The organism is uncultured Roseobacter sp. (assembly GCF_947501835.1).
GTDB lineage: Bacteria > Pseudomonadota > Alphaproteobacteria > Rhodobacterales > Rhodobacteraceae > Roseobacter.
On record NZ_CANMXR010000005.1, the window covers coordinates 87839 to 108871 of the forward strand.

Annotated in this window: 28 protein-coding genes; 13 read left to right on the top strand and 15 right to left on the bottom strand. The window is 60.7% G+C overall.

Translation table 11 applies throughout. The features are described 5' to 3' along the window. Positions 1-74 precede the first annotated feature (74 nt). The 4 genes from Q1A20_RS11770 to Q1A20_RS11785 all read left to right on the top strand — a co-directional run bounded on the left by Q1A20_RS11770 (position 75) and on the right by Q1A20_RS11785 (position 3481). The gene (locus Q1A20_RS11770) at positions 75-434 is read left to right on the top strand and encodes a helix-turn-helix transcriptional regulator (protein WP_298974839.1); all 360 of its coding nucleotides are present in this window, start codon (positions 75-77) and stop codon (positions 432-434) included. A gap of 298 nt (positions 435-732) precedes the next feature. After that, entirely contained in the window at positions 733-2418 is a 1686-nt protein-coding gene (locus tag Q1A20_RS11775; RefSeq protein ID WP_299916985.1) for an acyl-CoA dehydrogenase family protein, read from the top strand. A gap of 137 nt (positions 2419-2555) precedes the next feature. Beyond that, complete coding sequence (locus Q1A20_RS11780) at positions 2556-3077, top strand: TetR/AcrR family transcriptional regulator (protein WP_299407874.1); 522 nt, start codon at positions 2556-2558, stop codon at positions 3075-3077. Next, positions 3074-3481 carry an META domain-containing protein gene (locus tag Q1A20_RS11785; RefSeq protein WP_299407877.1) on the top strand — a complete coding sequence of 136 codons (408 nt, stop codon included), beginning with the start codon at positions 3074-3076 and terminating at the stop codon, positions 3479-3481. The genes Q1A20_RS11780 and Q1A20_RS11785 overlap by 4 nt, the downstream gene beginning before the upstream one ends. On the opposite strand, the gene recO is transcribed toward Q1A20_RS11785, so the two are convergent. From recO to folK, 12 genes are all read right to left on the bottom strand, one after another. Continuing rightward, positions 3465-4190, bottom strand: a complete 726-nt coding sequence (gene recO, locus Q1A20_RS11790; RefSeq protein ID WP_299407879.1) for a DNA repair protein RecO — start codon at positions 4188-4190, stop codon at positions 3465-3467. The two genes, Q1A20_RS11785 and recO, sit on opposite strands and share 17 nt — an antisense overlap. After that, complete coding sequence (locus tag Q1A20_RS11795) at positions 4190-4519, bottom strand: DUF1491 family protein (protein WP_298974834.1); 330 nt, start codon at positions 4517-4519, stop codon at positions 4190-4192. The genes recO and Q1A20_RS11795 overlap by 1 nt, the downstream gene beginning before the upstream one ends. Before the next feature lie 63 nt (positions 4520-4582). Further along, on the bottom strand, positions 4583-5491 hold the full coding sequence (era, locus tag Q1A20_RS11800) for a GTPase Era (RefSeq protein ID WP_299407882.1): 909 nt from the start codon (positions 5489-5491) through the stop codon (positions 4583-4585). Further along, entirely contained in the window at positions 5488-6174 is a 687-nt protein-coding gene (gene rnc / locus Q1A20_RS11805; protein ID WP_298974832.1) for a ribonuclease III, read from the bottom strand. The genes era and rnc overlap by 4 nt, the downstream gene beginning before the upstream one ends. After that, the gene (gene lepB / locus Q1A20_RS11810; protein ID WP_298974831.1) at positions 6171-7010 is read right to left on the bottom strand and encodes a signal peptidase I; all 840 of its coding nucleotides are present in this window, start codon (positions 7008-7010) and stop codon (positions 6171-6173) included. The genes rnc and lepB overlap by 4 nt, the downstream gene beginning before the upstream one ends. 181 nt (positions 7011-7191) lie before the next feature. After that, entirely contained in the window at positions 7192-7596 is a 405-nt protein-coding gene (gene acpS / locus Q1A20_RS11815) for a holo-ACP synthase (RefSeq protein ID WP_299407886.1), read from the bottom strand. Beyond that, a complete protein-coding gene (locus Q1A20_RS11820) occupies positions 7593-8168 on the bottom strand; it encodes a LysE family transporter (RefSeq protein WP_299408463.1) in 576 nt (191 codons plus the stop codon). Before Q1A20_RS11820 ends, acpS begins: the two co-directional genes overlap by 4 nt. 37 nt (positions 8169-8205) lie before the next feature. Next, positions 8206-8961 (bottom strand): pyridoxine 5'-phosphate synthase, encoded by a 756-nt coding sequence (locus Q1A20_RS11825; protein ID WP_299407889.1) that lies wholly within the window; start codon positions 8959-8961, stop codon positions 8206-8208. Between the two features lie 12 nt (positions 8962-8973). Beyond that, entirely contained in the window at positions 8974-9645 is a 672-nt protein-coding gene (locus tag Q1A20_RS11830; protein ID WP_298974828.1) for a DUF2062 domain-containing protein, read from the bottom strand. A gap of 86 nt (positions 9646-9731) precedes the next feature. Then, positions 9732-11888: a bifunctional (p)ppGpp synthetase/guanosine-3',5'-bis(diphosphate) 3'-pyrophosphohydrolase gene (locus Q1A20_RS11835; protein WP_298974827.1), complete on the bottom strand. Its 2157-nt coding sequence runs from the start codon at positions 11886-11888 to the stop codon at positions 9732-9734. Between the two features lie 30 nt (positions 11889-11918). After that, on the bottom strand, positions 11919-12272 hold the full coding sequence (rpoZ, locus tag Q1A20_RS11840; RefSeq protein ID WP_298974826.1) for a DNA-directed RNA polymerase subunit omega: 354 nt from the start codon (positions 12270-12272) through the stop codon (positions 11919-11921). Between the two features lie 71 nt (positions 12273-12343). Beyond that, positions 12344-12919: a 2-amino-4-hydroxy-6-hydroxymethyldihydropteridine diphosphokinase gene (folK, locus tag Q1A20_RS11845; protein ID WP_299917088.1), complete on the bottom strand. Its 576-nt coding sequence runs from the start codon at positions 12917-12919 to the stop codon at positions 12344-12346. Between the two features lie 132 nt (positions 12920-13051). On the opposite strand from folK, the gene Q1A20_RS11850 reads away from it, so the two are divergent. The 9 genes from Q1A20_RS11850 to Q1A20_RS11890 all read left to right on the top strand — a co-directional run bounded on the left by Q1A20_RS11850 (position 13052) and on the right by Q1A20_RS11890 (position 17941). Further along, on the top strand, positions 13052-13609 hold the full coding sequence (locus Q1A20_RS11850) for an NYN domain-containing protein (RefSeq protein ID WP_298974824.1): 558 nt from the start codon (positions 13052-13054) through the stop codon (positions 13607-13609). Positions 13610-13723: 114 nt separating this feature from the next. Then, entirely contained in the window at positions 13724-14674 is a 951-nt protein-coding gene (gene ispH / locus Q1A20_RS11855; protein WP_299916986.1) for a 4-hydroxy-3-methylbut-2-enyl diphosphate reductase, read from the top strand. Beyond that, positions 14671-15285 (top strand): LysE family translocator, encoded by a 615-nt coding sequence (locus Q1A20_RS11860; RefSeq protein ID WP_299916987.1) that lies wholly within the window; start codon positions 14671-14673, stop codon positions 15283-15285. The genes ispH and Q1A20_RS11860 overlap by 4 nt, the downstream gene beginning before the upstream one ends. A gap of 8 nt (positions 15286-15293) precedes the next feature. Further along, positions 15294-15431, top strand: a complete 138-nt coding sequence (locus tag Q1A20_RS11865) for a hypothetical protein (RefSeq protein ID WP_299502056.1) — start codon at positions 15294-15296, stop codon at positions 15429-15431. After that, positions 15428-15877, top strand: coding sequence for a DUF3429 domain-containing protein (locus tag Q1A20_RS11870; protein WP_299407904.1), 450 nt, complete (start codon positions 15428-15430; stop codon positions 15875-15877). The genes Q1A20_RS11865 and Q1A20_RS11870 overlap by 4 nt, the downstream gene beginning before the upstream one ends. After that, positions 15877-16470 carry a trans-aconitate 2-methyltransferase gene (locus Q1A20_RS11875; protein WP_299407906.1) on the top strand — a complete coding sequence of 198 codons (594 nt, stop codon included), beginning with the start codon at positions 15877-15879 and terminating at the stop codon, positions 16468-16470. The genes Q1A20_RS11870 and Q1A20_RS11875 overlap by 1 nt, the downstream gene beginning before the upstream one ends. Then, positions 16463-16927: a ribonuclease HI gene (rnhA, locus tag Q1A20_RS11880; protein WP_298974812.1), complete on the top strand. Its 465-nt coding sequence runs from the start codon at positions 16463-16465 to the stop codon at positions 16925-16927. Before Q1A20_RS11875 ends, rnhA begins: the two co-directional genes overlap by 8 nt. After that, positions 16920-17321 carry an NUDIX domain-containing protein gene (locus tag Q1A20_RS11885; RefSeq protein WP_299407909.1) on the top strand — a complete coding sequence of 134 codons (402 nt, stop codon included), beginning with the start codon at positions 16920-16922 and terminating at the stop codon, positions 17319-17321. Before rnhA ends, Q1A20_RS11885 begins: the two co-directional genes overlap by 8 nt. After that, positions 17318-17941 carry a trimeric intracellular cation channel family protein gene (locus Q1A20_RS11890; RefSeq protein ID WP_299407912.1) on the top strand — a complete coding sequence of 208 codons (624 nt, stop codon included), beginning with the start codon at positions 17318-17320 and terminating at the stop codon, positions 17939-17941. The genes Q1A20_RS11885 and Q1A20_RS11890 overlap by 4 nt, the downstream gene beginning before the upstream one ends. Here the strand turns inward: Q1A20_RS11890 and Q1A20_RS11895 are convergent. From Q1A20_RS11895 to Q1A20_RS11905, 3 genes are read right to left on the bottom strand one after another with little or no spacing between them, the layout of a single operon-like run. Further along, positions 17938-18960: a substrate-binding domain-containing protein gene (locus Q1A20_RS11895; protein WP_299407916.1), complete on the bottom strand. Its 1023-nt coding sequence runs from the start codon at positions 18958-18960 to the stop codon at positions 17938-17940. The genes Q1A20_RS11890 and Q1A20_RS11895 overlap by 4 nt on opposite strands. Next, positions 18930-20312, bottom strand: coding sequence for a sensor histidine kinase (locus Q1A20_RS11900; RefSeq protein WP_299407919.1), 1383 nt, complete (start codon positions 20310-20312; stop codon positions 18930-18932). Before Q1A20_RS11900 ends, Q1A20_RS11895 begins: the two co-directional genes overlap by 31 nt. Continuing rightward, a complete protein-coding gene (locus tag Q1A20_RS11905; RefSeq protein ID WP_298974806.1) occupies positions 20309-20977 on the bottom strand; it encodes a response regulator transcription factor in 669 nt (222 codons plus the stop codon). Before Q1A20_RS11905 ends, Q1A20_RS11900 begins: the two co-directional genes overlap by 4 nt. Positions 20978-21033 lie beyond the last annotated feature (56 nt).

Sequence of the window (21033 nt, forward strand, 5' to 3'; positions counted from 1 at the left end):
AAGGTACTCAGTTGAACGATTCGCCGATTCCCGCGATGAGTGAGGGCAGTCACAACCAGAGGTGTTAAATAGTTATGTCCCATCCAGTTGATGTTCACGTTGGTCGCAAATTGAAGCAAATCCGCACGATGCGCCGTCTGTCCCAGACAGATGTTGCACGGGAATTGGATCTGTCTTTTCAGCAGATCCAGAAATACGAAATCGGGTCCAACAGAATTGCTGCCAGCAGACTTTACGAGTTATCGCGCATCCTTGATGTGCCCACGTCTTACTTCTTCGAAGGCCTTGATGCGTCAATGGAAAAATCCGAACGACGCGATCCCGGTCTCGAAATCGTCACGGCACTGGCTGCCATCCGTGATGATACAATCAAGACACGCATCGTAACGTTTATTGAAGACGTTTCCGGTGTGACAGTCGCACGTCAGGGCTAGTCCCTGGTCTTCGGCGTATCAGAAGACAGGCTCTCCTGCCTTCTGACACGCCAAATGTATCCCTTAGAATCGTTAATCAGTATGTGACTGGGCAGCGCCGCACTAGCGGCGTTTTTCCCGTTTTAGGGGTGTTTTTTGATCTTGTGCCCTGTGCTAAAAGCACAAAGCACGTTTTCCGCCACGTCATCAATAAACTTGTCGCGCAATTTTCGTCCAAATTGCCGCATCTCTTGGTATTTTTGTTGCGCTGCAGGTGCGAAAGAATTACACCGCTGGCGATGTATAGAGGAAGCTTATGATGCCCCATGATGGACAGACACAACCGATGCACAGCCCGGTTATTCTGGAAAACCTTCTCGATCTGACGTCAGCGGCACTGGCCCCCGTGGATGCCGTACTAGAAACCGCGACATCGCGGGTACGGGAGCTTGTATCCGACGCCGGGCGGGTGTCGGGCGCGTTGATTGAAACGCACCAGACCGCGGCACATGGGTTGGCCTGGTTGGCGACCTACGCGCAAGCACTGCGGCAAATGCAACGCTGGGCAGAAGACCTGAATGCAAAGGGGTCATTTGGCGAAACGGAGCAATTGCTGCATCAGATCGCCTTTGGCGAATACCTCTGGCAGATTTACGGTGGCATCCAGATGAACCAGGGCGAAATGCTGCGGTTGCAGGATCTGGGCCTTGATCAATCCGACATGCGCGCGCTGATGGAACCGGCCATCATGACGCTGACCCAGGGCGGCAACACCCAAGCCGCGCGCACGCGGCTTGTCGAGCTGATGCAAGAGCACTCCGCCGACATCACGGTCGGCGCTTCAGGGCTTGAAGATGAGCTGGAAATGATCCGCGAACAGTTCCGTCGTTACGCCGTCGAAAAAGTCGAACCCTTCGCCCATGATTGGCACCTCAAGGACGAGCTGATCCCGATGGAAGTCATCGAAGAGCTCGCTGAAATGGGGGTCTTTGGCCTGACGATACCGGAAGAATACGGCGGTTTCGGGCTCTCCAAAGCCTCTATGTGCGTGGTCTCAGAGGAGCTTTCGCGCGGCTATATCGGGGTCGGCAGCCTGGGCACCCGGTCGGAAATCGCGGCGGAATTGATCCTCGCGGGCGGCACCGATGCGCAAAAAGAGAAATGGCTGCCGCGTCTGGCGTCGGCTGAAACGTTGCCCACAGCCGTGTTCACAGAACCGAACACCGGCTCCGATCTGGGCAGCCTGCGCACCCGCGCCGTCAAGGACGGTGATGACTACCGGATCACAGGCAACAAAACCTGGATCACCCATGCGACACGCACCCAGGTCATGACTTTGCTTGCCCGAACCGACCCGGAGACCTCCAACTACAAGGGCCTGTCGATGTTTCTGGCCGAAAAGACACCCGGGGATGATGCCAATCCTTTCCCTACCGAGGGCATGACCGGTGGTGAGATCGAGGTCCTGGGTTACCGGGGCATGAAAGAATACGAGCTTGGCTTCGACAATTTCCACGTTAAAGGTGAAAACCTTCTGGGGGGCGAAGAGGGCAAAGGCTTCAAACAGCTGATGGAAACCTTCGAATCCGCGCGCATTCAAACGGCGGCCCGTGCCATTGGGGTGGCCCAATCCGCGTTGGACATTTCGATGCAATATGCAGAGGACCGCAAGCAATTTGGCAAAGCCTTGATCAATTTCCCCCGCGTGTCAGGTAAGCTGGCGATGATGGCCGTTGAGATCATGGTCGCGCGTCAGCTGACCTATTTCTCCGCATTCGAGAAGGACGAAGGGCGGCGGTGCGATGTAGAAGCCGGCATGGCCAAGCTTCTGGGTGCACGGGTCGCCTGGGCCGCGGCGGATAACGGTTTGCAGATCCACGGCGGCAATGGCTTCGCGCTGGAATACAAAATCAGCCGTGTGCTGTGTGATGCACGGATTCTCAACATCTTCGAGGGGGCCGCTGAAATCCAGGCCCAGGTCATCGCCCGCCGCATACTCGGGTAGCAAAAGCCGGCAAAAACCTGCTCGATTTGAGGGCACCGGCGGGCCTCTGCTGCGCCGGGCTCAAGTTGCCGCGCGATTTTGCCACCTGCGCTCTCTTCGCACTTGCAGCATTGTGGGCAGCTACCTATGCCTAAGGCATGAAACACCAGCGACTCACCCGCCAATCATGGATCGATGCCGGCCTTGCGGAGCTGATCGAAAAAGGTGCCTCCGCCTTGGCTGCGGAACCTCTTGCGCGCAAGATCGGCACCACCAAAGGGTCTTTCTATTGGCATTTCAAGGATGTGCCCGCCTTTCAGGACGCAATCATCTCCGACTGGCAGTCCCGTGCCTTTGCACAAGTGCTGGCCGCACTTGCCGAAGACGGCACCTCAGAACAACGTCTGCGCCGCTTTGGGTCTCTGATTCTGTCAGACGCGCAAGACCCGGCCTTCCGAGCCTGGGCGCAAAAGTCGCCCACGGTCGCCGCCGCCATCTCCCAGGTTGACGCCGAACGCCTCACCTATCTCACTAACCTGCTGCGACAGCTCGGCGTGACCAATCCCGGTTTCGCGCAAAGCTGCCTGGGCGCGCTGATCGGCCTGCCGCAACTGAAGGATCAAGCAGATCCCGCAACCGCCTTTGACACGATGATTGACCTCGTGCTGGCGTTGAAATGATGGCCCGAAAGCGACTGGCGTCGGCTGCGCTGGCGTCTTTGCTCTTCGTCGCGGGATGCTATCAGGACGAAACTGTGAATGCCTATGGTGCGGCGGGGGAAACCTGGCGGTTGGTCGAAGTTGATCAGTCGGTAGTCGACTATGCAGCAACGCTGATTTTTCCGGAGCCCGGGCAAGTCACCGGCAAGGCCCCCTGCAACAGCTATACAGGCAGTATGACAGCGCCCTATCCGTGGTTCGAGATGGGCCCAATTGCGGCGACGCGCATGGCCTGCTCCGATCTGGAGGCCGAGACAGCCTATTTCTCGGCCCTCTCCGAGATGAGCCAATCCGAGGTTTTGGGCGACACGCTGATCCTGTCAACCGAAGAGGGCAGAACGATGATTTTCAAAGCTGACGAGTAAAAGCTTCGACAAAACGGCTGCGCGCCTCTGGCAGCGGCTTGTTGCCCAGATCTTGCGCCAGATGTGCCGTCAAAAAATACCCGGTGGTCACCAGACCCTGAGCAATCTGGTCATTGTCAGCATCTCCCTGCCCTCTCAGGACATCCGGCAACGGCAACAACCTGTCCGCCCATACGCCCGCTGCCGCTCTTGAAACGGCACGCCCCGATTTTGGCGAGACATAGACCAGATCGTCCTGCGTGCCCGTCACCGCGCAGGTCTCAAGCTCCAGCGCATAGCCCATCTCTTCCAATAGGCACATTTCCCACCGCAGATAGGCCAGCGGCCACAACTCCGCCTGATCCAGCAGATCCAGCAATTGTTCCGACCGCTGATATAGGCGGGGATGCGGCTCCCGCTCCGGCAGACAAAACGCCAGCAATGCGGTCACGGCATTCAGCCCGGCCAGGGCAAGTCGGTCACTCAGGGCCACCGCAGCACGGCTGCGCACCGGCTCAACCTGAAAACTGCCGATGTGGTCTTCCAACCGCGCCCGCCACGCCACATCCAGCTGCGCGCCGGGCTGCAGGATCGGTGCGATTTTTCGACTGGTGCCACCTCGCACAACACCCGCGTGCCGCCCATGTTCCGGTGTAAAGACTTCGATGATCGCGGAGGTTTCGCCGTGACGCCGGGTGTTCAGCAAAATGCCCTCGTCACGCCACTCCATCAGGTCATCCCGGGTTGATCGAGCAGGTGCCGTCCCTGCCGATCCTCAACCTCAACCACCCAGATATCCGGATCGAACCCCCGTTGCCGGGTGATACTGGCATCGACCTGCACCTCATCCCCCTGTTCCAGAATGGCCCAGGAGTGCTTGTCATCCAACAGATTGTAACTGCGCTGATACACCGTGGCCTGTCCATCCAACTGGTTCACCTTGACCAGAACACTGCCCGCGGTGTCATCCCCATGGGTGACGATGAACGCAGGAATGTCCTGGGTCCGCAACCGCGCCAGATAGGCATCAATCCAGAACCGCGCCGTCAGCCGGGCCATTGCGCCGCCACCTTCTTCTGGCCAAAAACATCCCCGCCGGAGGCTCCCACACGCGCAACCCGCTCAGGTGTTGCCATCTTTGAACTCCAGCCCCATTTCCGAATAGCGCTCGGCCTCGTCCAGCCAGTTTGGCCGCACTTTGACCTGAAGAAACAGATGAATCTTGCGGCCCAGAAATTCCTCCAGCTCCTCACGCGCGGCTTTGGACACGGCTTTGATGGTCTCCCCCTTGTGGCCCAGAACGATCCCCTTGTGCCCGTCCCGCACAACATAGATCAACTGATCGATCTTGGCGGATCCATCCTTGCGCTCTTCCCAGCCTTCGGTTTCGACCGTCAGCTGATAGGGCAGCTCCTGATGCAGCCGTAGCGTCAATTTTTCGCGTGTCATCTCGGCGGCAATCATCCGCATCGGCAAATCCGCGATCTGATCTTCGGGGTAAAGCCAGGGACCTTCGGGCACCTCTGCCGCCAGCCATTGCCGCAACATATCCACGCCGTGCCCGCGCTCCGCGGAGATCATGAAGGTCTCCACAAACGGATAGCGGTCGTTCAGATCCTTGCTCAGCCCCAGCAACACCTCGGCCTGCACCCGGTCGATCTTGTTGATCGCAAGCGCAACTTTCCGGCCCTGCCCAATATCGACCAGCCCTTCGAGAATGCGCTCCACGCCCTCCGTCACGCCCCGCTGTGCCTCGACCAGCAAAACAACAACATCGGCATCCGCCGCCCCGCCCCAGGCCGCAGCAACCATGGCGCGGTCCAGGCGGCGGCGCGGCTGAAACAATCCCGGCGTATCCACAAAAACGATCTGGCTCTCGCCCTCCATCGCCACGCCGCGAATGCGCGCACGTGTGGTTTGCACCTTATGGGTCACGATCGACACCTTGGCCCCGACCATGCGGTTCAGCAGCGTGGATTTCCCCGCATTCGGCTCCCCAATCAGAGCGACAAAACCGGCGCGTTTGCTCATGGCGATTTCTCCAGTTCGGCCAACAGATTACCGGCAGCCGCCTGTTCCGCCTGCCGTTTGGAGCCAGCAGTGGCTTTCTGGCTTTGGCCGGTTTCGAGTTCTGCCGCGATGGTAAAGACCGGCGCATGGTCCGGCCCGGTGCGCGCAACTTCGACATAGGCGGGCGGGGACAGCCCACGGGCCTGCGCCCATTCCTGCAATGCGGTCTTCGCATCCCGCGCGTCTTCCTCCACTTCGTGCACGCGTGTGCCCCAAAGGCGCAGGATCAGCGCGCGCGCCACTTCAAACCCGGCATCCATGTAGACCGCCGCAATCACCGCCTCGATGCCATCTCCCAACAGGGCCTGCTTGCGCCTGCCGCCCGACAGCATCTCCGACCTGCCCAGACGCAGAACCGCGCCCAGATCAATCTCGCGGGCCACATCGGCGCAGGTTTCCTTGCGTACCAACGCGTTGAAACGCGGGGCCAATTGCCCCTCGGTCGCGGATTTATCCAGGGACAGCAGGGCCTCTGCCATGACCAGACCCAGCACCCTGTCGCCCAGAAACTCAAGACGCTGATTATCATCCCGATTGGCCGATGACATCGAGGCGTGGGTGACGGCCTGCGCCAAGAGCTCCGGGCGCGCGAACCTGTGCCCCAAGCGGTCCTGAAAGGACCTCAATTCCGCAGAAAGCTTCACTCCACCGCCTTGAAGAAACGATCACCTCGCCATGTCCAGAAAAAGAGCATGGAGCGACCACCGGAGGAAAACATGATACGGTCCGCCCGACCAATCAGATTTTCAAAGGGTACAAACCCGACGCCCTGCACCTGCTGCGCCAAACGGCTGTCGGCAGAGTTATCCCGGTTGTCCCCCATGAAGAAGTAATGACCTTCGGGCACCTGGTAGACGCCTGTGCGGTCCGAGGCCTGCAACCCGATGTCCAGCACCACATGTTTGGTGCCACCGGGTAAGGTTTCGATCGCACGCGTCTTCTGGCAGGTACCACCATCGCCCACGGGCCCGTTGCCACAACGTGGGCGGCGGCCTTCCGGTCCCTGTGGCTCCATGATTTCCTCGAAAACACCCGCGGGTTCCTGCGGTGCGGCCACCCCGTTGATGAAAACAACACTGTCACGCATCTGAATGCTGTCCCCGGGCATCCCAATCAATCGCTTGATGTAGTCACGACCGGAGACGGGATGGCGGAAAACCACGACATCGCCCCGCTCAGGCTCACCGCCAAGGAAACGGGTGTTGTCGCCATCGAAAAACCCACAGATGTCTTTTGCGTCCACATTCACGCCAAATCGCGGCATGATCAGGCTGGGGCAGGATGCATAGGAATAGCCATAAGCCATCTTGTTCACGAAAAGGAAATCGCCCACCAAAAGCGTTTCCTTCATGGACCCTGACGGGATCCAGAACGGCTGGAAAAACAGGGTGCGGAACACACCGGCAATGAGCAGCGCATAGACGATGGTTTTGATCGTCTCAAGAAAGGCGTTCTGCTGCTTTTTTTCTGTGGCGGCCATCTGGCGCTCCCATGATTTGGTCTGCGCCTAAATGCGGGGGCGCGGGGGGCAAGTCAAGGCGGGGTCACGCGGCGTCGGACAGTCTTGGCTGATGGTATTCTGCAAATTGCAGGGCTGGTCGCCAATTTGGCGCGGGCGGGCTTTCGACATCACATGGATGTGACGCGAGTGATGTGTCGGGTCAGGTGGCTTTTGGCAGCGCCTCGATCACCACGAAGGCCTGCGCCCAGGGATGATCATCCGTCAGCGTCACATGAATGACCGCCTCATGCCCTTCCGGTGTCATCGCCTCCAGACGATCCTTGGCCCATCCGGTCACATGCATCACCGGTTGGCCGCTGCGCAAATTGGTGACGGACATATCCTTCCAGGCAATCCCCATCGCGAGGCCAGTGCCAAGCGCCTTGGAACAGGCCTCCTTGGCGGCCCAGCGTTTGGCATAGGTGCCCGCCACATCCTTGCGCCGCTCCGCCTTGCGTTGTTCGATGTCGGTAAAGACCCGGTTACGAAAGCGATCCCCAAAACGGTCGAGCGTACCCTGAATACGTTCGATATTCGCAAGATCGGTGCCGATGCCGAGGATCATACCAACCTTGCCGTCAGAATTTTGAAACTGGCCGCGCCGAAGAGAAGGCCGAATGTCAGTTCGAATACACGGCGCGCGCGCACGTAGGCCCGCGCAATCGGCCCCCATGAAAAGAGCAGCGCGTAGCCAAAAAAGACCACCATGGAGCAACAGATCAGCGCGGCAAACAGGCTCCAGACCGCGGCAGGGCCTGATCCAGGTGCGAGGGCAATCGCGTAAATCGCGCCCCACCCGAGGATCGCTTTGGGGTTCGTCAGATGGAGCAACAGACCTTTTGCAAAGAGCCGGTTGTGTGGCACCGGCAGGGCCGTAACCCCGGCACCTCGCCATGCGGATCGCAGGGATTTGAACGCAAGATAGAGCAGATAGGCGGCCCCAAGATAGCGGATCACCTCAAAGAGCCAGACATTGGCCATCATCACCGCTGAAAATCCCAGCGCTGCTGCAATCCCCCAACTGGCGGAGCCCACAACGATGCCCGCCGCCAACGTCAGACCTGCAAGGCGCCCCTGCTGCATGGAGGTGCCGGAAATCGCGAGCGTCGCCGGCCCGGGACTGCCGCCCATCACCATCCACCCCAGCAGTACCGCCGAGAGCGGGAGCAACAGATCAACGCTCTGCACGGGCTTCATCCATCAAGCGGCGCATTTCGGTGATCGCCGGTTCAAGGCCCAGAAAGATGCTCTCACCAATCAGAAAATGACCGATGTTGAGTTCCATCACCTCGGGGAAGGCCGCAACCGGCATTACCGTGTCATAGGTAAGGCCGTGTCCCGCATGCACTTCGAGCCCCAGCGAATGGGCGTATGTCGCCATCTCGCGCAGGGCGTCGAGTTCATCGTGGTGGGTGTCGAGTTCACCATCCGCATAAGCATCGCAATAGGCGCCGGTGTGCAGCTCGATCACCTGTGCCCCGATGCGGTGCGCGGCGTCGATCTGGCGTTTGTCCGCTGCGATGAAAATCGACACGCGACAGCCCGCGTCCCGAAGCGGGGCGATGAAATGCGCGAGCTTGTTTTCCTCGCGCGCCACTTCCAGGCCACCCTCGGTGGTGCGCTCCTCGCGCTTTTCTGGCACGATGCAGACCGAATGCGGTTTGTGGCGCAGGGCGATTTTCTGCATTTCATCCGTGGCAGCCATCTCGAAGTTCAAAGGCACGTTCAGCACCTCCATCAACCCTTCGATATCTGCGTCCGAGATGTGGCGGCGGTCTTCGCGCAGGTGCGCCGTGATCCCATCCGCCCCCGCTTTTTCGGCGATACGCGCCGCGCGCAGTGGATCCGGGTAGGCCCCGCCGCGCGCATTGCGCACCGTTGCCACGTGGTCAATGTTTACGCCAAGGCGCAGTTTTTCGGTATTGGCCATATCAGCCCCCAATTAGTCCCCGGTTGAGTGTTCCGCTTTGCGTTTTGCATCTGCTTTTGCAGCAGCTTTGGCTTTTATGGCGTCAAATTTCGATTTGATCATCCCCTTGCGTCGTTTTTGATACACGCGGATGACCGGCACGGAAAGATAATAACAAAGGCTCGCAAAAAAGATGCCCGGCAGCACACCGCCGACCATGTATGGAAAGAAAATCTCGTCATAAAAGACCGATAGCCGGGACCAATCCGCTGTGGCTTCGGTGAACATGGCCATGAAGTTGTCCTTGAGGTCGGCACCTGCGTCGACGAATTTACCACCGAAGGAACGGGGGATCCGCGCGTCCATGTCATCGCCCAACAACCAGTGGCCGGTCGAAAGCGCCGCGACACCAATCGGAACGTAGGTCAGCGGATTGCCGAAGAACGTCGCCATGAGCGACGCAATCACATTCCCGCGCATCAGCGTCGCAAGCCCGGCCGCGATGAAAAAGTGAAATCCGTAAAAGGGTGTGAAGGAGGCAAATACGCCAGCCCAGATGCCGCGCGCGATACGTTCCGGGCTGTCCGGCAAGCGCCGCATCCGATGTTTGACGTAGTGGAACGCACGCGCCCACCCCCCGCGCGGCCAAAGCAGCTCGACCAGGGCGCGAGGCCAACTTTTGGGATCGCGGCGTTTAAAAACCAACGGGCGGGGTCCTTTTCAATCCTTGAGAGGCATTTGCCCGTGCAAAAACCCCAAAATTATGACCTCTAAATGGCCGGGTCGCGGCATCAGGCAGGTGTTTCGACCGATCCCTGCGGCAGATTGCGGGAGCGCGATATTGCCGCCACATCGTTTTCTGCCTCAAGTGTCAGCATCAACGAATGCAGATGTGCCACATCTCTGAGTTCCACATAGATCAGAAGACGGTAAAAGTCAGGTTTCCTATCGATAAATTGCAAATCCGAGATATTCGCGCGAGATTCCCCGATCAAGGTGCAAATACGCCCCAGTGTCCCGGCGTCATTATTGAGCGTGACATCGAGTGTCGCACCGTAAATTGCGGAATGCGGGCCCTCATGCCAGCGCAGATCCAGCCAGCGGTCGAGCTGGTCTTCATAGGCGCTCAGACGGTCGCAATCGATGGCGTGCACCACGACGCCGCGGCCCTTGAAGGTGATGCCGACAATCCGCTCGCCGGGCAGTGGCTGGCAACAGAACGCCCGTTCAAACGACTGCCCCTGTGACAGGCCGATCACAGCACGGCGCGCATCGACCTTTTCACCGGCTTTTGGCGCAAGATCAGGGTAGACCGCCTGCACCACTTCGCGACCGGTGATCTCGGCACTGCCCAGGCGCGCCAGCAGATCGTCGCGATTCTCAAATCGCATATGACGCGCGGCCGTGGCCAAGGCCTTGTCGGTGGCTTTTCTGCCCACGTGCTCAAAGGCGGAGCGGGCCAGTTCGCGCCCCAGTTTGACAAAACGTGCGCGGTCCTCATCGCGCAGCGCACGGCGGATCGCGGAGCGCGCCTTGCCCGTCGTGGCAATATCAAGCCATGTGGCCTGCGGGCTTTGCCCTTCGGCGGTGATGATCTCGACGCTCTGGCCGTTTTTCAAACGGGTCCAGAGCGGGACGCGCATGTGATCAACCTTGGCGCCCACGCAGGCGATGCCGATCCGGGTGTGGATGGCAAAGGCGAAATCAATCGGCGTCGCACCGCGCGGCAGCTTGACCACTTCGCCCTTGGGGGTGAAGCAAAAGACCTGGTCCGAATACATCTCCAGCTTGACCGCTTCGAGGAAATCCTGGTGGTCGACTTCTGCGTCAAACTGCTCAGATAGCTGCGTGATCCATTTCGCCGGATCGACGGCAAAGGGGTTCTGGCTGCGCACACCATCCCGGTAGGACCAATGTGCCGCCACGCCGGTTTCGGCCACATCGTGCATCTGGCCGGTGCGGATCTGAACCTCCACCCGTTTACCATCCCGCCCCGACACGGTGGTATGGATCGAGCGATACCCGTTGCTTTTGGGTTGGCTGATGTAATCCTTGAACCGTCCCGGCACCGCGCGCCAGCGCTGGTGGATCGCTCCCAATGCACGGTAACAATCCTCTTCGCTCTCAGTGAGGATCCGAAAGCCGTAGATGTCACTCAGACGCGAAAAGGTCTGCTCCTTCTCCTGCATCTTGCGCCAGATCGAATAGGGTTTCTTGGCGCGGCCAAAGACTTCGGCCTCCACCCCGGCCTTGTCGAGTTCCAGCCGCATGTCGCCGGTGATCCGCTGGATCACATCGCCGGTTTCGCGCTGCAGGTTGATGAAGCGGCGGATGATGCTGGCGCGTCCCTCGGGGTTGAGCACCCGGAACGCAAGGTCTTCCAGTTCCTCGCGCATCCATTGCATGCCCATCCGGCCCGCCAGCGGGGCAAAGATATCCATGGTTTCCCGCGCCTTTTGCGCCTGTTTCTCCGGGCGCATCGCCTTGATCGTGCGCATGTTGTGCAAACGGTCACTGAGCTTGACCAGGATGACCCGCAAATCCTTGGACATCGCCATAAATAGCTTGCGGAAATTCTCGGCCTGCTTGGTTTCGCTGGAGTTCAGTTGCAGGTTGGTCAGCTTGGTGACGCCGTCGACCAATACCGCCACCTCTTCGCCAAACAGCTTGGACACCTCGCCATAAGAGGCTTTCGTATCCTCGATCGTGTCATGCAGCAGTGCGGTGATGATGGTGGCGTCATCCAGCTGCTGCTCCGTCAGGATCGCGGATACGGCAACCGGGTGATTGAAATAGGGCTCGCCCGAGTGGCGAAACTGACCGTCATGCATGTCGCGACCATAATCGTAGGCCGCGCGGATCAGCGCTTCGTTTGTCTTTGGATTGTATTTGGTGACGAGACTGACCAGATCGTCCGCGGAAATGTCGAGCTGGTCAGGCGGTGTCATTCATCTGCCCTCAGGGCGGGGAAGCTAGTGTCAGCTTTGCCCTTGCGCTGCCATCAGCTGCCGTAAAAGCATCTCTTCGGACATGCTGTCCTCTTCGGGCTTGTCCTGCTCTGCCCCCATCAGCAACGCCATTGCGTCCTCTTCGGGCTCATCCACCTCGATCTGATTCTGATTGCTCTCGATCAGGCGCTCGCGCAGCTCGTCGGCGCTTTGTGTCTCGTCCGCGATCTCACGCAGCGATACAACCGGGTTCTTGTCGTTGTCGCGGTTCACGGTGATCGCCGCACCGGCAGAGATTTCGCGCGCACGGTGTGCCGCAAGCATGACCAGTTCAAACCGGTTGGGTACTTTATCGACGCAATCTTCAACGGTGACGCGGGCCATGGAACACTCCATAAATCGGGGATTTGTCAGAAGTGCGGTATTTAGGCCCCTTTTTCGAGATTTACAAGCGCCTATTCGAGCGCAACGACCTCTTCTTTCACCGCATCCGGCAGCGCTGCGAGCATCTGATCCACCGACAGACCAAGCGCCGGGTGCACCCAATCGGGCGCGACGTCTGCCAGCGGCACCAGAACAAAGGCACGCTCCTGCACGCGGGGATGCGGCAGGATCAATGTATCCGGTGCTTGGGTCATTTGCCGGCTCAAGGGCAGATCGCGCCAGGCCAGATGCGTTTCGGCATCCGGCATCACATAATCACCCAGCGCGATGAGGTCGAGGTCCAGCGTTCTGGGTCCCCATCTCGTTTTGCGGGTGCGTCCCATCCCCTCCTCGAGCTGATGAAGTTTTTTTATCACTTTTTCGGGAGGGTCATCGGTCTCCACCGCGACCACTGCATTGACGAAATCCGACCCGCTGCCTGGGGGGAAAGCAGGGGTCCGATAGAGCCTGCTAACCCCGCGAATCACTTGGAAAAATTCAACCAGTGCTAGAATAGCTTTTTCGATAGTTTCCCTAGGGTCACCCTGCGCCGAAGGGCTATTTGACCCTAGGGCAACCAGCCCGATTGACCGGATTTGTGGCAGCATTTCGCCTGTTTTCGTGCTCAGTAACTCTTGCGGCACCAATAAAAACCCCTATTTTCAACGTGTCAGCTCGCTGCTTATTAAGTCATGTCGTTTTTTTAAACGCTAGCGTCTGGCCAATCGGAAGGACAACAAATGTTTTATAAGGACGAACGGCTAGCGCTGTTCATCGACGGTTCGAATCTCTACGCGGCAGCCAAGTCTCTTGGCTTTGATATCGACTACAAACTGCTGCGCCAAGAATTCATGCGTCGAGGCAAGCTCTTGCGGGCGTTCTACTACACCGCGCTGCTGGAGAATGACGAATATTCTCCGATCCGTCCGCTGGTGGACTGGCTGAACTACAACGGCTTCACGATGGTGACCAAACCGGCCAAGGAATATACCGACAGCATGGGTCGCCGGAAGGTGAAGGGCAACATGGACATTGAACTGGCCGTGGATGCGATGGAGCTGGCCCCGCGGGTGGATCACATTGTGCTGTTCTCCGGAGATGGCGATTTCCGACCGTTGGTGGAAAGCTTGCAGCGATCCGGCGTGCGCGTTTCGGTGGTCTCGACCATCCGCAGCCAGCCGCCAATGATTTCCGATGACCTGCGGCGTCAGGCTGACAATTTCATCGAGCTCGACGAGCTCAAGGATGTGATCGGCCGCCCGCCCCGTGAATTCCCGGAAGCGGCTGCAAACGGCTGAGGCCGGGGAGGATGGCGCCGTGATTGCCCGACAAGTTGGGCACGCGGCGACACGACACTCTGGACGCTGACAAAGCAAAGCCTTACCTCTGGGGACATGAACCGGAGCTAAGCTATGACAAAACCGCCGCTGACCCTGTATCTTGCCGCCCCGCGCGGTTTTTGCGCGGGCGTGGACCGCGCCATCAAGATCGTTGAGATGGCGCTGGAAAAGTGGGGCGCGCCCGTCTACGTCCGCCATGAGATCGTGCACAATAAATTCGTCGTCGACGGGTTGCGTGACAAGGGCGCGGTCTTTGTCGAAGAACTCGATGACTGCCCCGATGACCGTCCGGTAATTTTCTCCGCCCATGGGGTGCCCAAGGCGGTGCCCGCCGCCGCCGCCAAGCGTGAGATGGTCTATGTCGATGCCACCTGCCCGCTGGTGAGCAAGGTGCATATCGAGGCGCAGCGCCATTCCGACAACGGCTTGCAGATGATCATGATCGGCCACGCGGGTCACCCCGAAACCGTCGGGACCATGGGGCAGTTGCCCGAAGGCGAGGTGTTGCTGGTCGAAACCCCCGCCGATGTGGCCACCGTCGAGGTCCGCGACCCGGAGCGGCTGGCCTATGTCACCCAAACGACCTTGAGCGTGGATGACACTGCAGAGGTGGTCGCCGCCCTGCAGGCACGGTTCCCCGCCATCGTCGGCCCACACAAGGAAGACATCTGCTACGCCACCACCAACCGGCAAGAGGCCGTGAAGGCGATGGCACCCAAGTGCGATGCGATGCTGGTGGTGGGCGCGCCCAATTCCTCGAACTCCAAACGGCTGGTCGAGGTGGGCGCACGCGCGGGCTGCAAGTATGCGCAGCTGGTGCAACGGGCGACCGATATCGACTGGCGGGCGCTGGAGGGCATCCGCAGCATCGGCATCACCGCCGGGGCCTCGGCACCAGAAGTGTTGATCAACGAGGTGATGGACGCCTTTTCCGAGCATTACGACGTGACGCGCGAGTTGGTGGAGACTGCGGTCGAAAACGTCGAATTCAAAGTCCCACGCGTTCTGAGGGAGCCCGCATGATCTCGCTGCAATTTCTGGTGACGGCGATTGTCGTCGTGCTCGCCCCCGGCACAGGGGTCATCTACACGCTGGCTTTGGGTCTGGGGCAGGGGCGCATCGCTGCGCTCTGGGCCGCTTTGGGCTGCACCTTCGGGATCGTGCCGCATCTGGCTGCGGCGACGCTGGGGCTGGCAGCGGTGCTGCATACCTCTGCCGTGCTCTTTACAGTCGTGAAGTTCGCAGGTGTCGCATATCTTTTGTATCTGGCGTGGCAATCGCTGCGCTCCGGAGGCGCTTTGGCCATCTCGGCGGACCGCAAGGTCGAGAACGGCTGGCGCATCGCCCGGCGCGGCGCGCTGATCAATATCCTGAACCCGAAGCTGTCGATCTTCTTTCTGGCGCTGCTGCCGCCTTTCCTGTCAGGCAACCCGGCTACGGCAACGCTGGAAATGACCGTGCTGGGCGGCATTTTCATGGCGCTGACCTTCGCAGTCTTCGTGCTCTACGGTCTCTTTGCCGCACAGGCCCGCGCCTGGCTCCTGGGTTCGGAGGCAGTAATGCGCTGGCTCAACCGCTCCTTTGCCGCGATCTTCGCTGCCCTCGCGGGGCGTCTTGCACTTGAACGTGCATGAGCAATGGGATGACGGGCAAAGCGACCATCTCACCGGCGGCATGTGTCAAGGACATCGACGCCTTAAGACACCGATCCGCTGACCTGATCGACGGGCTGGCGACAACGCGCGCGCACCACATCACCGCCTCGGTGCCGGGTCTGTGACGCGCATCCCCACCGCACCTCTGGTTCTGGGGCTGGCGGGGCTGATCCCCTTTGTCTGGGGCGCGGCCACCACGCTCAATGGCGCATTGGCCGATTGGGGCATCTCCGCCCTCGGGCCGCGCTTCATCGGTCCTTACGTACAACTCTTTTACGGCTCGGTGATCCTGTCGTTCATGTCGGGCGTGCTCTGGGGCTTTGCCACAAAAACCAGCGGCAGCAAGGCCGCGATGGGCTATGTGCTGTCCGTCATCCCCGCGCTCTGGGCGTTTTTCATGACTGGCGGCGGGCCGGTCTCGGCGGGGACCAATCTGATCTTCGGGTTTCTGGGGCTGCTGGTGCTGGATTATGCCTTCTGGCAGTGGGGCCTGACGCCGCGGTGGTGGATGTCGCTGCGCCTTCTGCTCACGACAATCGTGGTGATCTGTTTGGGCGTGGGGGTGATCTGATGAGCGACCCCGAAACCCTGAAGGTCTATGGCGCCAAGGCGCAGGACTATGACCAGATGACCGATGATTTCAACAAGACCGATCACAGGTTGCGCACCTTCATGACGGCCCTGCCCCAGGGCGCGCATGTGCTGGATCTGGGTTGCGGCCCCGGGGCATCGGCGGCGCTGATGGCGGATCACGGCTTGCAGGTTACGGCCATGGACCCTGTGCCCGAAATGATCGCGCTGGCCAGACGCCACCCGCATGTCGATGCGCGCTTGGCAGGTTTCGATGATCTGAGCGGTACAGATGTCTACGATGGCATCTGGGCGAATTTCTCCCTGCTGCACGCCGCGCGCGCCGAGATGCCGCGCCACCTGGCCGCCATCGCGCAAGCCCTGAAACCCGGCGGGCGGTTCCACATCGGCGTGAAAACTGGCACCGGCAGCAAGCGCGATCCCATCGGGCGGCTTTACACCTATTACACCGACGCCGAACTGACCGGATTGCTGAAGAATGCCGGGTTGTTCGTCACCGCGCGGGAGACCGGTGTGACAACCGGCCTTGACGGGGTGGAGGCCCCCTATATATGCCTCGCGGCTCATGGCTGAGCTTTTCGCATATACCGACGGCGCCTGCTCCGGCAATCCCGGCCCCGGCGGCTGGGGGGCCTTGCTGCGCGCGATGGACGGCGAGACCGTGGTCAAGGAGCGCGAGCTGAAGGGCGGCGAGCCCGAAACCACCAACAACCGGATGGAGCTGCTGGCGGCGATCCACGCGCTGGAATCGCTCAACCGTCGCAGCACGATCACCATCGTGACCGACAGCAATTACGTCAAAAACGGGATCACCTCCTGGATTCACGGCTGGAAGAAAAACGGCTGGAAGAATGCGGCGAAAAAGCCCGTGGCCAATGCGGAGCTGTGGCAGCGGCTGGATGCGGCAAACGCGGCCCATGATGTGACATGGAAGTGGGTCAAAGGCCACGCGGGCCATCCGGAAAATGAGCGCGCGGATGAGCTGGCGCGCGCGGGCATGGCCCCCTTCAAGAAGGCTGGCAATGCGTGAGGTCGCCTGCCCGGTCGCGCTGCACCTTGACGGGGTGCCGCGCCGGATCGCCGGTTTTGAGCACCCGCAGGCCGGTCTGCAATTGGTGAAAGGTAGCATTAAGCCAGGGGAGCGGCCCGAACAGGCCGCCGCACGGGAGCTCTATGAAGAAAGCGGGCTGGAGACACGCGCGGCGATCCATCTGGGTCAGAGCACAGAGATCGCTGCAGACAGCCGCTGGCATTTCAGCCTTTGCCGTCTGGCGGGGCCACTGCGTGAGCAATGGCAGCACCGCTGCGCAGATGACGGCGGGCATCTTTTCCGCTTTTTCTGGATCGACCTTGATGCGCCGCTCCCCAAGGGGTTCGCCACACCGTTCCAGCGCGCCTGTGACTGGATCAGAGGCAGCCTATGAGCCTGATTGCGCTGCTGGATTATGCATCTGTCTTTATCTTTGCACTAACGGGGGCACTGGTGGCGAGCCGCCAGCAGCTCGACATCGTGGGCTTTGCCTTTGTTGCTTGCCTCACGGCAGTGGGCGGCGGCACGGTGCGCGACGTGCTCCTGGACCGTAATCCGATCTTCTGGATCGCGCAGCCCAGCTATATCGGCGTGGCCTGTGCGGCGGCGTTGCTGGTCTTCCTGACCGCGCATCTCTTTGAAAGCAGGCTGAAAACGCTGATCTGGCTGGATAGTTTCGCGCTGGCCGTGGCCGTGCCCGCGGGCACGGGCGTGGCGCTGTCACTGGGCCAGCCGGTGCTGGTGGTTGTGCTGATGGGCACGATCACCGGATGCATGGGCGGGCTCTTGCGCGACGTGGTGCTGGACGATGTGCCGCTGGTGCTGAAACAGGGTGAGCTTTACGTGACGGCGGCCTTTGCCGGGGCGACGGTTGCGGCCTTCACACGGCCTTATTTCCCGGATGCGCTGGTGCCGCTGATGCTTTGTGCGGTTGCAACATGGGCCTTGCGCGCGGGCTCGTTGGCGTTTGGCTGGCGCCTCCCCGTCTACAAAAGCCGTCCGCCGCGCAGCTAGTCCTGCATGATCGAGCTGACCCAGCTGCGCAGGAACGTATCGCGCCGCATCCGGTCCAGAAACACCAAGAGCCCCGGCCCGAGGCGGATCGGGCGGATGACCCCCTTGTCCTCTCCGGAGGCGGAGACCACGGGGGGCAGGCCCGTCTGCGCCACCAGCTCAGGCCGCAGCCGCATGTTGGCGAGGAAATCGATCATCAAGCCAGCTGCTTCGGGGGCCTTTGCCGTTTGGGGGATTAGCGCGGTGCGCAGCATGACGGAAACAAAGTCATCCATTTCGACCACCAGTACGCCGGGTGTATCGGCCAGCCGCGCCCGCGCGTAGCTGCCCAACACGTTGTAGGCCAGCAGGAGCCGGCCCGAGGCCACCGCGTTGATCATGTCGCTGGAGCAGCAAAAAAGCTGTGTGTTGAGCCGCCCCATCACTTCCGTCATGCGCCAGAAGCTTTCGGTATTGCGCGAATCCTGCGTGGCAAAGAGATACCCCGCCCCAGACACCCGCACGTCATATGTGCCGATGCGCCCGTCGAAAACCTCCGGATGATCGCGCAGGAGCGCAATCAGCCCTTCGCGGTTTGTCGGCACCTCCAGGGCCTCGAAGGCGGCGGCGTTCAACACCAGAACCGCAGGCTCCTGCGTGAAGGCAAAGATCTGATCGCGCCATTTCGCCCAGGGCGGCAACAGCGCCGTCGCATCGGAGGTATAGGTCTGCGCCAGACCGTCATTGGCCAGTTTGGTCTGCAGATCCATCGCCGAGGAGATGGCCAGATCGTATTCCGCGCCCTCGTCGTAGAGCGCGATCATGACCTGCGCGGAACTCGCCACATCATAGGTGATCGACACAGCATGCCGGGCCTGAAACGCGTGGATGATGGGCTCGAACACATCCACATCAGCAGTGGACAGGATGCGCAAATGACCAGGGCCGGTGGCGGGGTAGCTGCGGCTTTCCTCAAGCTCGAAGGCCGGGGCCAGCGAGGCCGCGACGCTCAGTAAGAGGGCAAGACAAGCGAGACGCATGCGCCACCTCCTTCCGGGTTAGCGCCGATTTCCAGCGCGCCGCCATGGGCCTGTGCGACGTCGCGCACGATGGTCAGGCCAAGGCCCGAGCCGATCACGTCATCAACATTGGTGCCGCGCGAAAAGCGATCCGGCAGGCGGGCGATGTCTTCGGCGGCAAAGCCCCGGCCCTGATCGCAGACCTGCAACCGGCAGGGGATGCCGGGCACGAGCCGCACAGTGATTTCCGTATCCGCAGGAGAATACTTAATGGCGTTGTCGAGGATGTTGCGGACCGCGTTCTGCAACAGGATCGGATCCCCCTGCACGCGCAGAGCCTCTTGTGGCAGGTCCAGCGTGATCGCGATGTCCTTAAGATCGGCAGTGGGCGACAGGCGGCTGATCGCGTCGCGCAACAGGTCTGCCGGATCAATCTCTTCGGTCTCCAGCTGGTCGGAGCGCAGAGTGACCATCGCGTGATCGAGGAGTTGGCCTGCGGAACGGGAGCTTTCATCCACCGCACGAATCATCTGGCGCAGGGCCTGCCGGTTGTGGGGCTTTTCCATCTGCAAATGCATCACCTCGGCCTGCGTGCGCACCGTGGCCAGCGGCGTGCGGACGCGGTGCGCCGCCTCAACGATCAGGTCTTCGGAGCGGGTAAGCGCTGCACTCAGCCGCGCGATAAATCCGTTGAGCCCTCCCACCAGCGGCGCCAGTTCGGTGGGCGTTTCAGCGGTCACGGGGCGCAGGTCCTTGGGCCCGCGCCGCGCCACCGCCTCGGCCAGACGGCTGAGCGGTGAGAGCGCATTTTGCGCAGCCAGCGTACTGAGCGCCGTGGCGGTGAGAAAGAAGGCCACGCCGATGGCCGTGGCCGTAGTGGTAATCCGCGAGGAGATCGCCGCGAGCCCCAGCCGGGTCTGCGCCACCACCACCTGTACCCGGCGCGGCTGGTTCGCGACACTGAGCGCACGGCTCACCACCACGGCGCGGAAGGTGTCATCACGGTAGCCATAGGTGGCAAAGAGTGGCTGGTTCCGGGAGCTTCGGCCCTCGGGCACGGGCAGGTCGTCATACCCAGTCAGCGTCTCTCCGTTCACGATGACGCGGTAGAACACCCTGTCCTCGCTGACCGTGCCCAGCATCGACAGCGCCGAATAGGGGATTTCGACCCGCACTACGCCCGCGTCAGTGTAAACCGCATCGGCAATGGAGGTGGCGGAGGCGGCAAGGATGTTGTCCTGCGTGGCCTCCGTCGCGCCCTCGGCCACCACCCGCAGGGAGAAAAAGAACGCGACCGACAGAAGCGCCGCAACCAGCGCCAGTTGCACAACAAGACGCCTCCGTATGGAAACAGGGGCGACCACCCTGCTCATTCGCGTTTCACCATGCGGTAGCCCAGCCCGCGCACCGTTTCGATATGCGCCTGCGTCTCACCCAGTTTACGACGGAGCCGACCGACATAAACCTCGATCGCGTTCTCCGAGACGTCATCAGAGAAGGAAAACAGACGGTCCATCAGGTGAGATTTAGAGAAAATCTGCCCCGGCGCGGCAAAGAAAACCTCCAACAACCGCATCTCGCGATTCCGCAATCGCTCGGAACGCCCCCCTGTCGTGATCGTGCCCGCATTCGAATCGAATATGAGCCCTGCGAATTCCTTTTTATTGTCCGCCGAGCCCCCCAGACGCCGCATCACGGCCCGCGCGCGGGCCTCAAGCTCGGCAAAATCAAAAGGTTTCGTGATGTAATCATCGGCCCCAAGGTCGAGCAACCCAACCCGGTCAGACACCTCCGAGCGCGCCGTCAGCACGATCACCGGCGTGGGGTCATCCTGCGCCCGGTGACGGCGCAGAAATTCACGCCCATCGCCATCGGGCAGCATAATATCCAGCAAAATCATATCGTAAGCGACCGTACGCGTCGCCAGCTCCGCATCGCCAAGACAGGTCGCGTGGTCGACCACATGACCCTCCACGGCAAAACGACCGGTCAATGCGCGGGCCAGATCGGCGTTGTCCTCCACCAGTAAAAATCTCATGTGCGGCGTATGTTCTTCCTACGTGACAGGTTGGTGTCAGGTTCCTACAGTCCTGT

Coding starts and splice junctions, on each gene's coding strand:
- Q1A20_RS11775 (WP_299916985.1), top strand. CDS start 733: ATGCCCCATGATGGACAGACACAACCGATGCACAGCCCGGTTATTCTG.
- era (WP_299407882.1), bottom strand. CDS start 5,491: ATGAGCAAACGCGCCGGTTTTGTCGCTCTGATTGGGGAGCCGAATGCG.
- Q1A20_RS11780 (WP_299407874.1), top strand. CDS start 2,556: ATGAAACACCAGCGACTCACCCGCCAATCATGGATCGATGCCGGCCTT.
- Q1A20_RS11865 (WP_299502056.1), top strand. CDS start 15,294: ATGACGGGCAAAGCGACCATCTCACCGGCGGCATGTGTCAAGGACATC.
- Q1A20_RS11850 (WP_298974824.1), top strand. CDS start 13,052: ATGTTTTATAAGGACGAACGGCTAGCGCTGTTCATCGACGGTTCGAAT.
- recO (WP_299407879.1), bottom strand. CDS start 4,190: ATGGAGTGGCGTGACGAGGGCATTTTGCTGAACACCCGGCGTCACGGC.
- Q1A20_RS11895 (WP_299407916.1), bottom strand. CDS start 18,960: ATGCGTCTCGCTTGTCTTGCCCTCTTACTGAGCGTCGCGGCCTCGCTG.
- Q1A20_RS11825 (WP_299407889.1), bottom strand. CDS start 8,961: ATGGCCAATACCGAAAAACTGCGCCTTGGCGTAAACATTGACCACGTG.
- ispH (WP_299916986.1), top strand. CDS start 13,724: ATGACAAAACCGCCGCTGACCCTGTATCTTGCCGCCCCGCGCGGTTTT.
- Q1A20_RS11785 (WP_299407877.1), top strand. CDS start 3,074: ATGATGGCCCGAAAGCGACTGGCGTCGGCTGCGCTGGCGTCTTTGCTC.
- rpoZ (WP_298974826.1), bottom strand. CDS start 12,272: ATGGCCCGCGTCACCGTTGAAGATTGCGTCGATAAAGTACCCAACCGG.
- Q1A20_RS11770 (WP_298974839.1), top strand. CDS start 75: ATGTCCCATCCAGTTGATGTTCACGTTGGTCGCAAATTGAAGCAAATC.
- Q1A20_RS11885 (WP_299407909.1), top strand. CDS start 16,920: ATGCGTGAGGTCGCCTGCCCGGTCGCGCTGCACCTTGACGGGGTGCCG.
- Q1A20_RS11820 (WP_299408463.1), bottom strand. CDS start 8,168: ATGGTGATGGGCGGCAGTCCCGGGCCGGCGACGCTCGCGATTTCCGGC.
- folK (WP_299917088.1), bottom strand. CDS start 12,919: ATGCTGCCACAAATCCGGTCAATCGGGCTGGTTGCCCTAGGGTCAAAT.
- Q1A20_RS11795 (WP_298974834.1), bottom strand. CDS start 4,519: ATGGCCCGGCTGACGGCGCGGTTCTGGATTGATGCCTATCTGGCGCGG.
- Q1A20_RS11905 (WP_298974806.1), bottom strand. CDS start 20,977: ATGAGATTTTTACTGGTGGAGGACAACGCCGATCTGGCCCGCGCATTG.
- Q1A20_RS11835 (WP_298974827.1), bottom strand. CDS start 11,888: ATGACACCGCCTGACCAGCTCGACATTTCCGCGGACGATCTGGTCAGT.
- Q1A20_RS11860 (WP_299916987.1), top strand. CDS start 14,671: ATGATCTCGCTGCAATTTCTGGTGACGGCGATTGTCGTCGTGCTCGCC.
- acpS (WP_299407886.1), bottom strand. CDS start 7,596: ATGATCCTCGGCATCGGCACCGATCTTGCGAATATCGAACGTATTCAG.
- Q1A20_RS11900 (WP_299407919.1), bottom strand. CDS start 20,312: ATGAGCAGGGTGGTCGCCCCTGTTTCCATACGGAGGCGTCTTGTTGTG.
- Q1A20_RS11890 (WP_299407912.1), top strand. CDS start 17,318: ATGAGCCTGATTGCGCTGCTGGATTATGCATCTGTCTTTATCTTTGCA.
- Q1A20_RS11875 (WP_299407906.1), top strand. CDS start 15,877: ATGAGCGACCCCGAAACCCTGAAGGTCTATGGCGCCAAGGCGCAGGAC.
- lepB (WP_298974831.1), bottom strand. CDS start 7,010: ATGGCCGCCACAGAAAAAAAGCAGCAGAACGCCTTTCTTGAGACGATC.
- rnhA (WP_298974812.1), top strand. CDS start 16,463: ATGGCTGAGCTTTTCGCATATACCGACGGCGCCTGCTCCGGCAATCCC.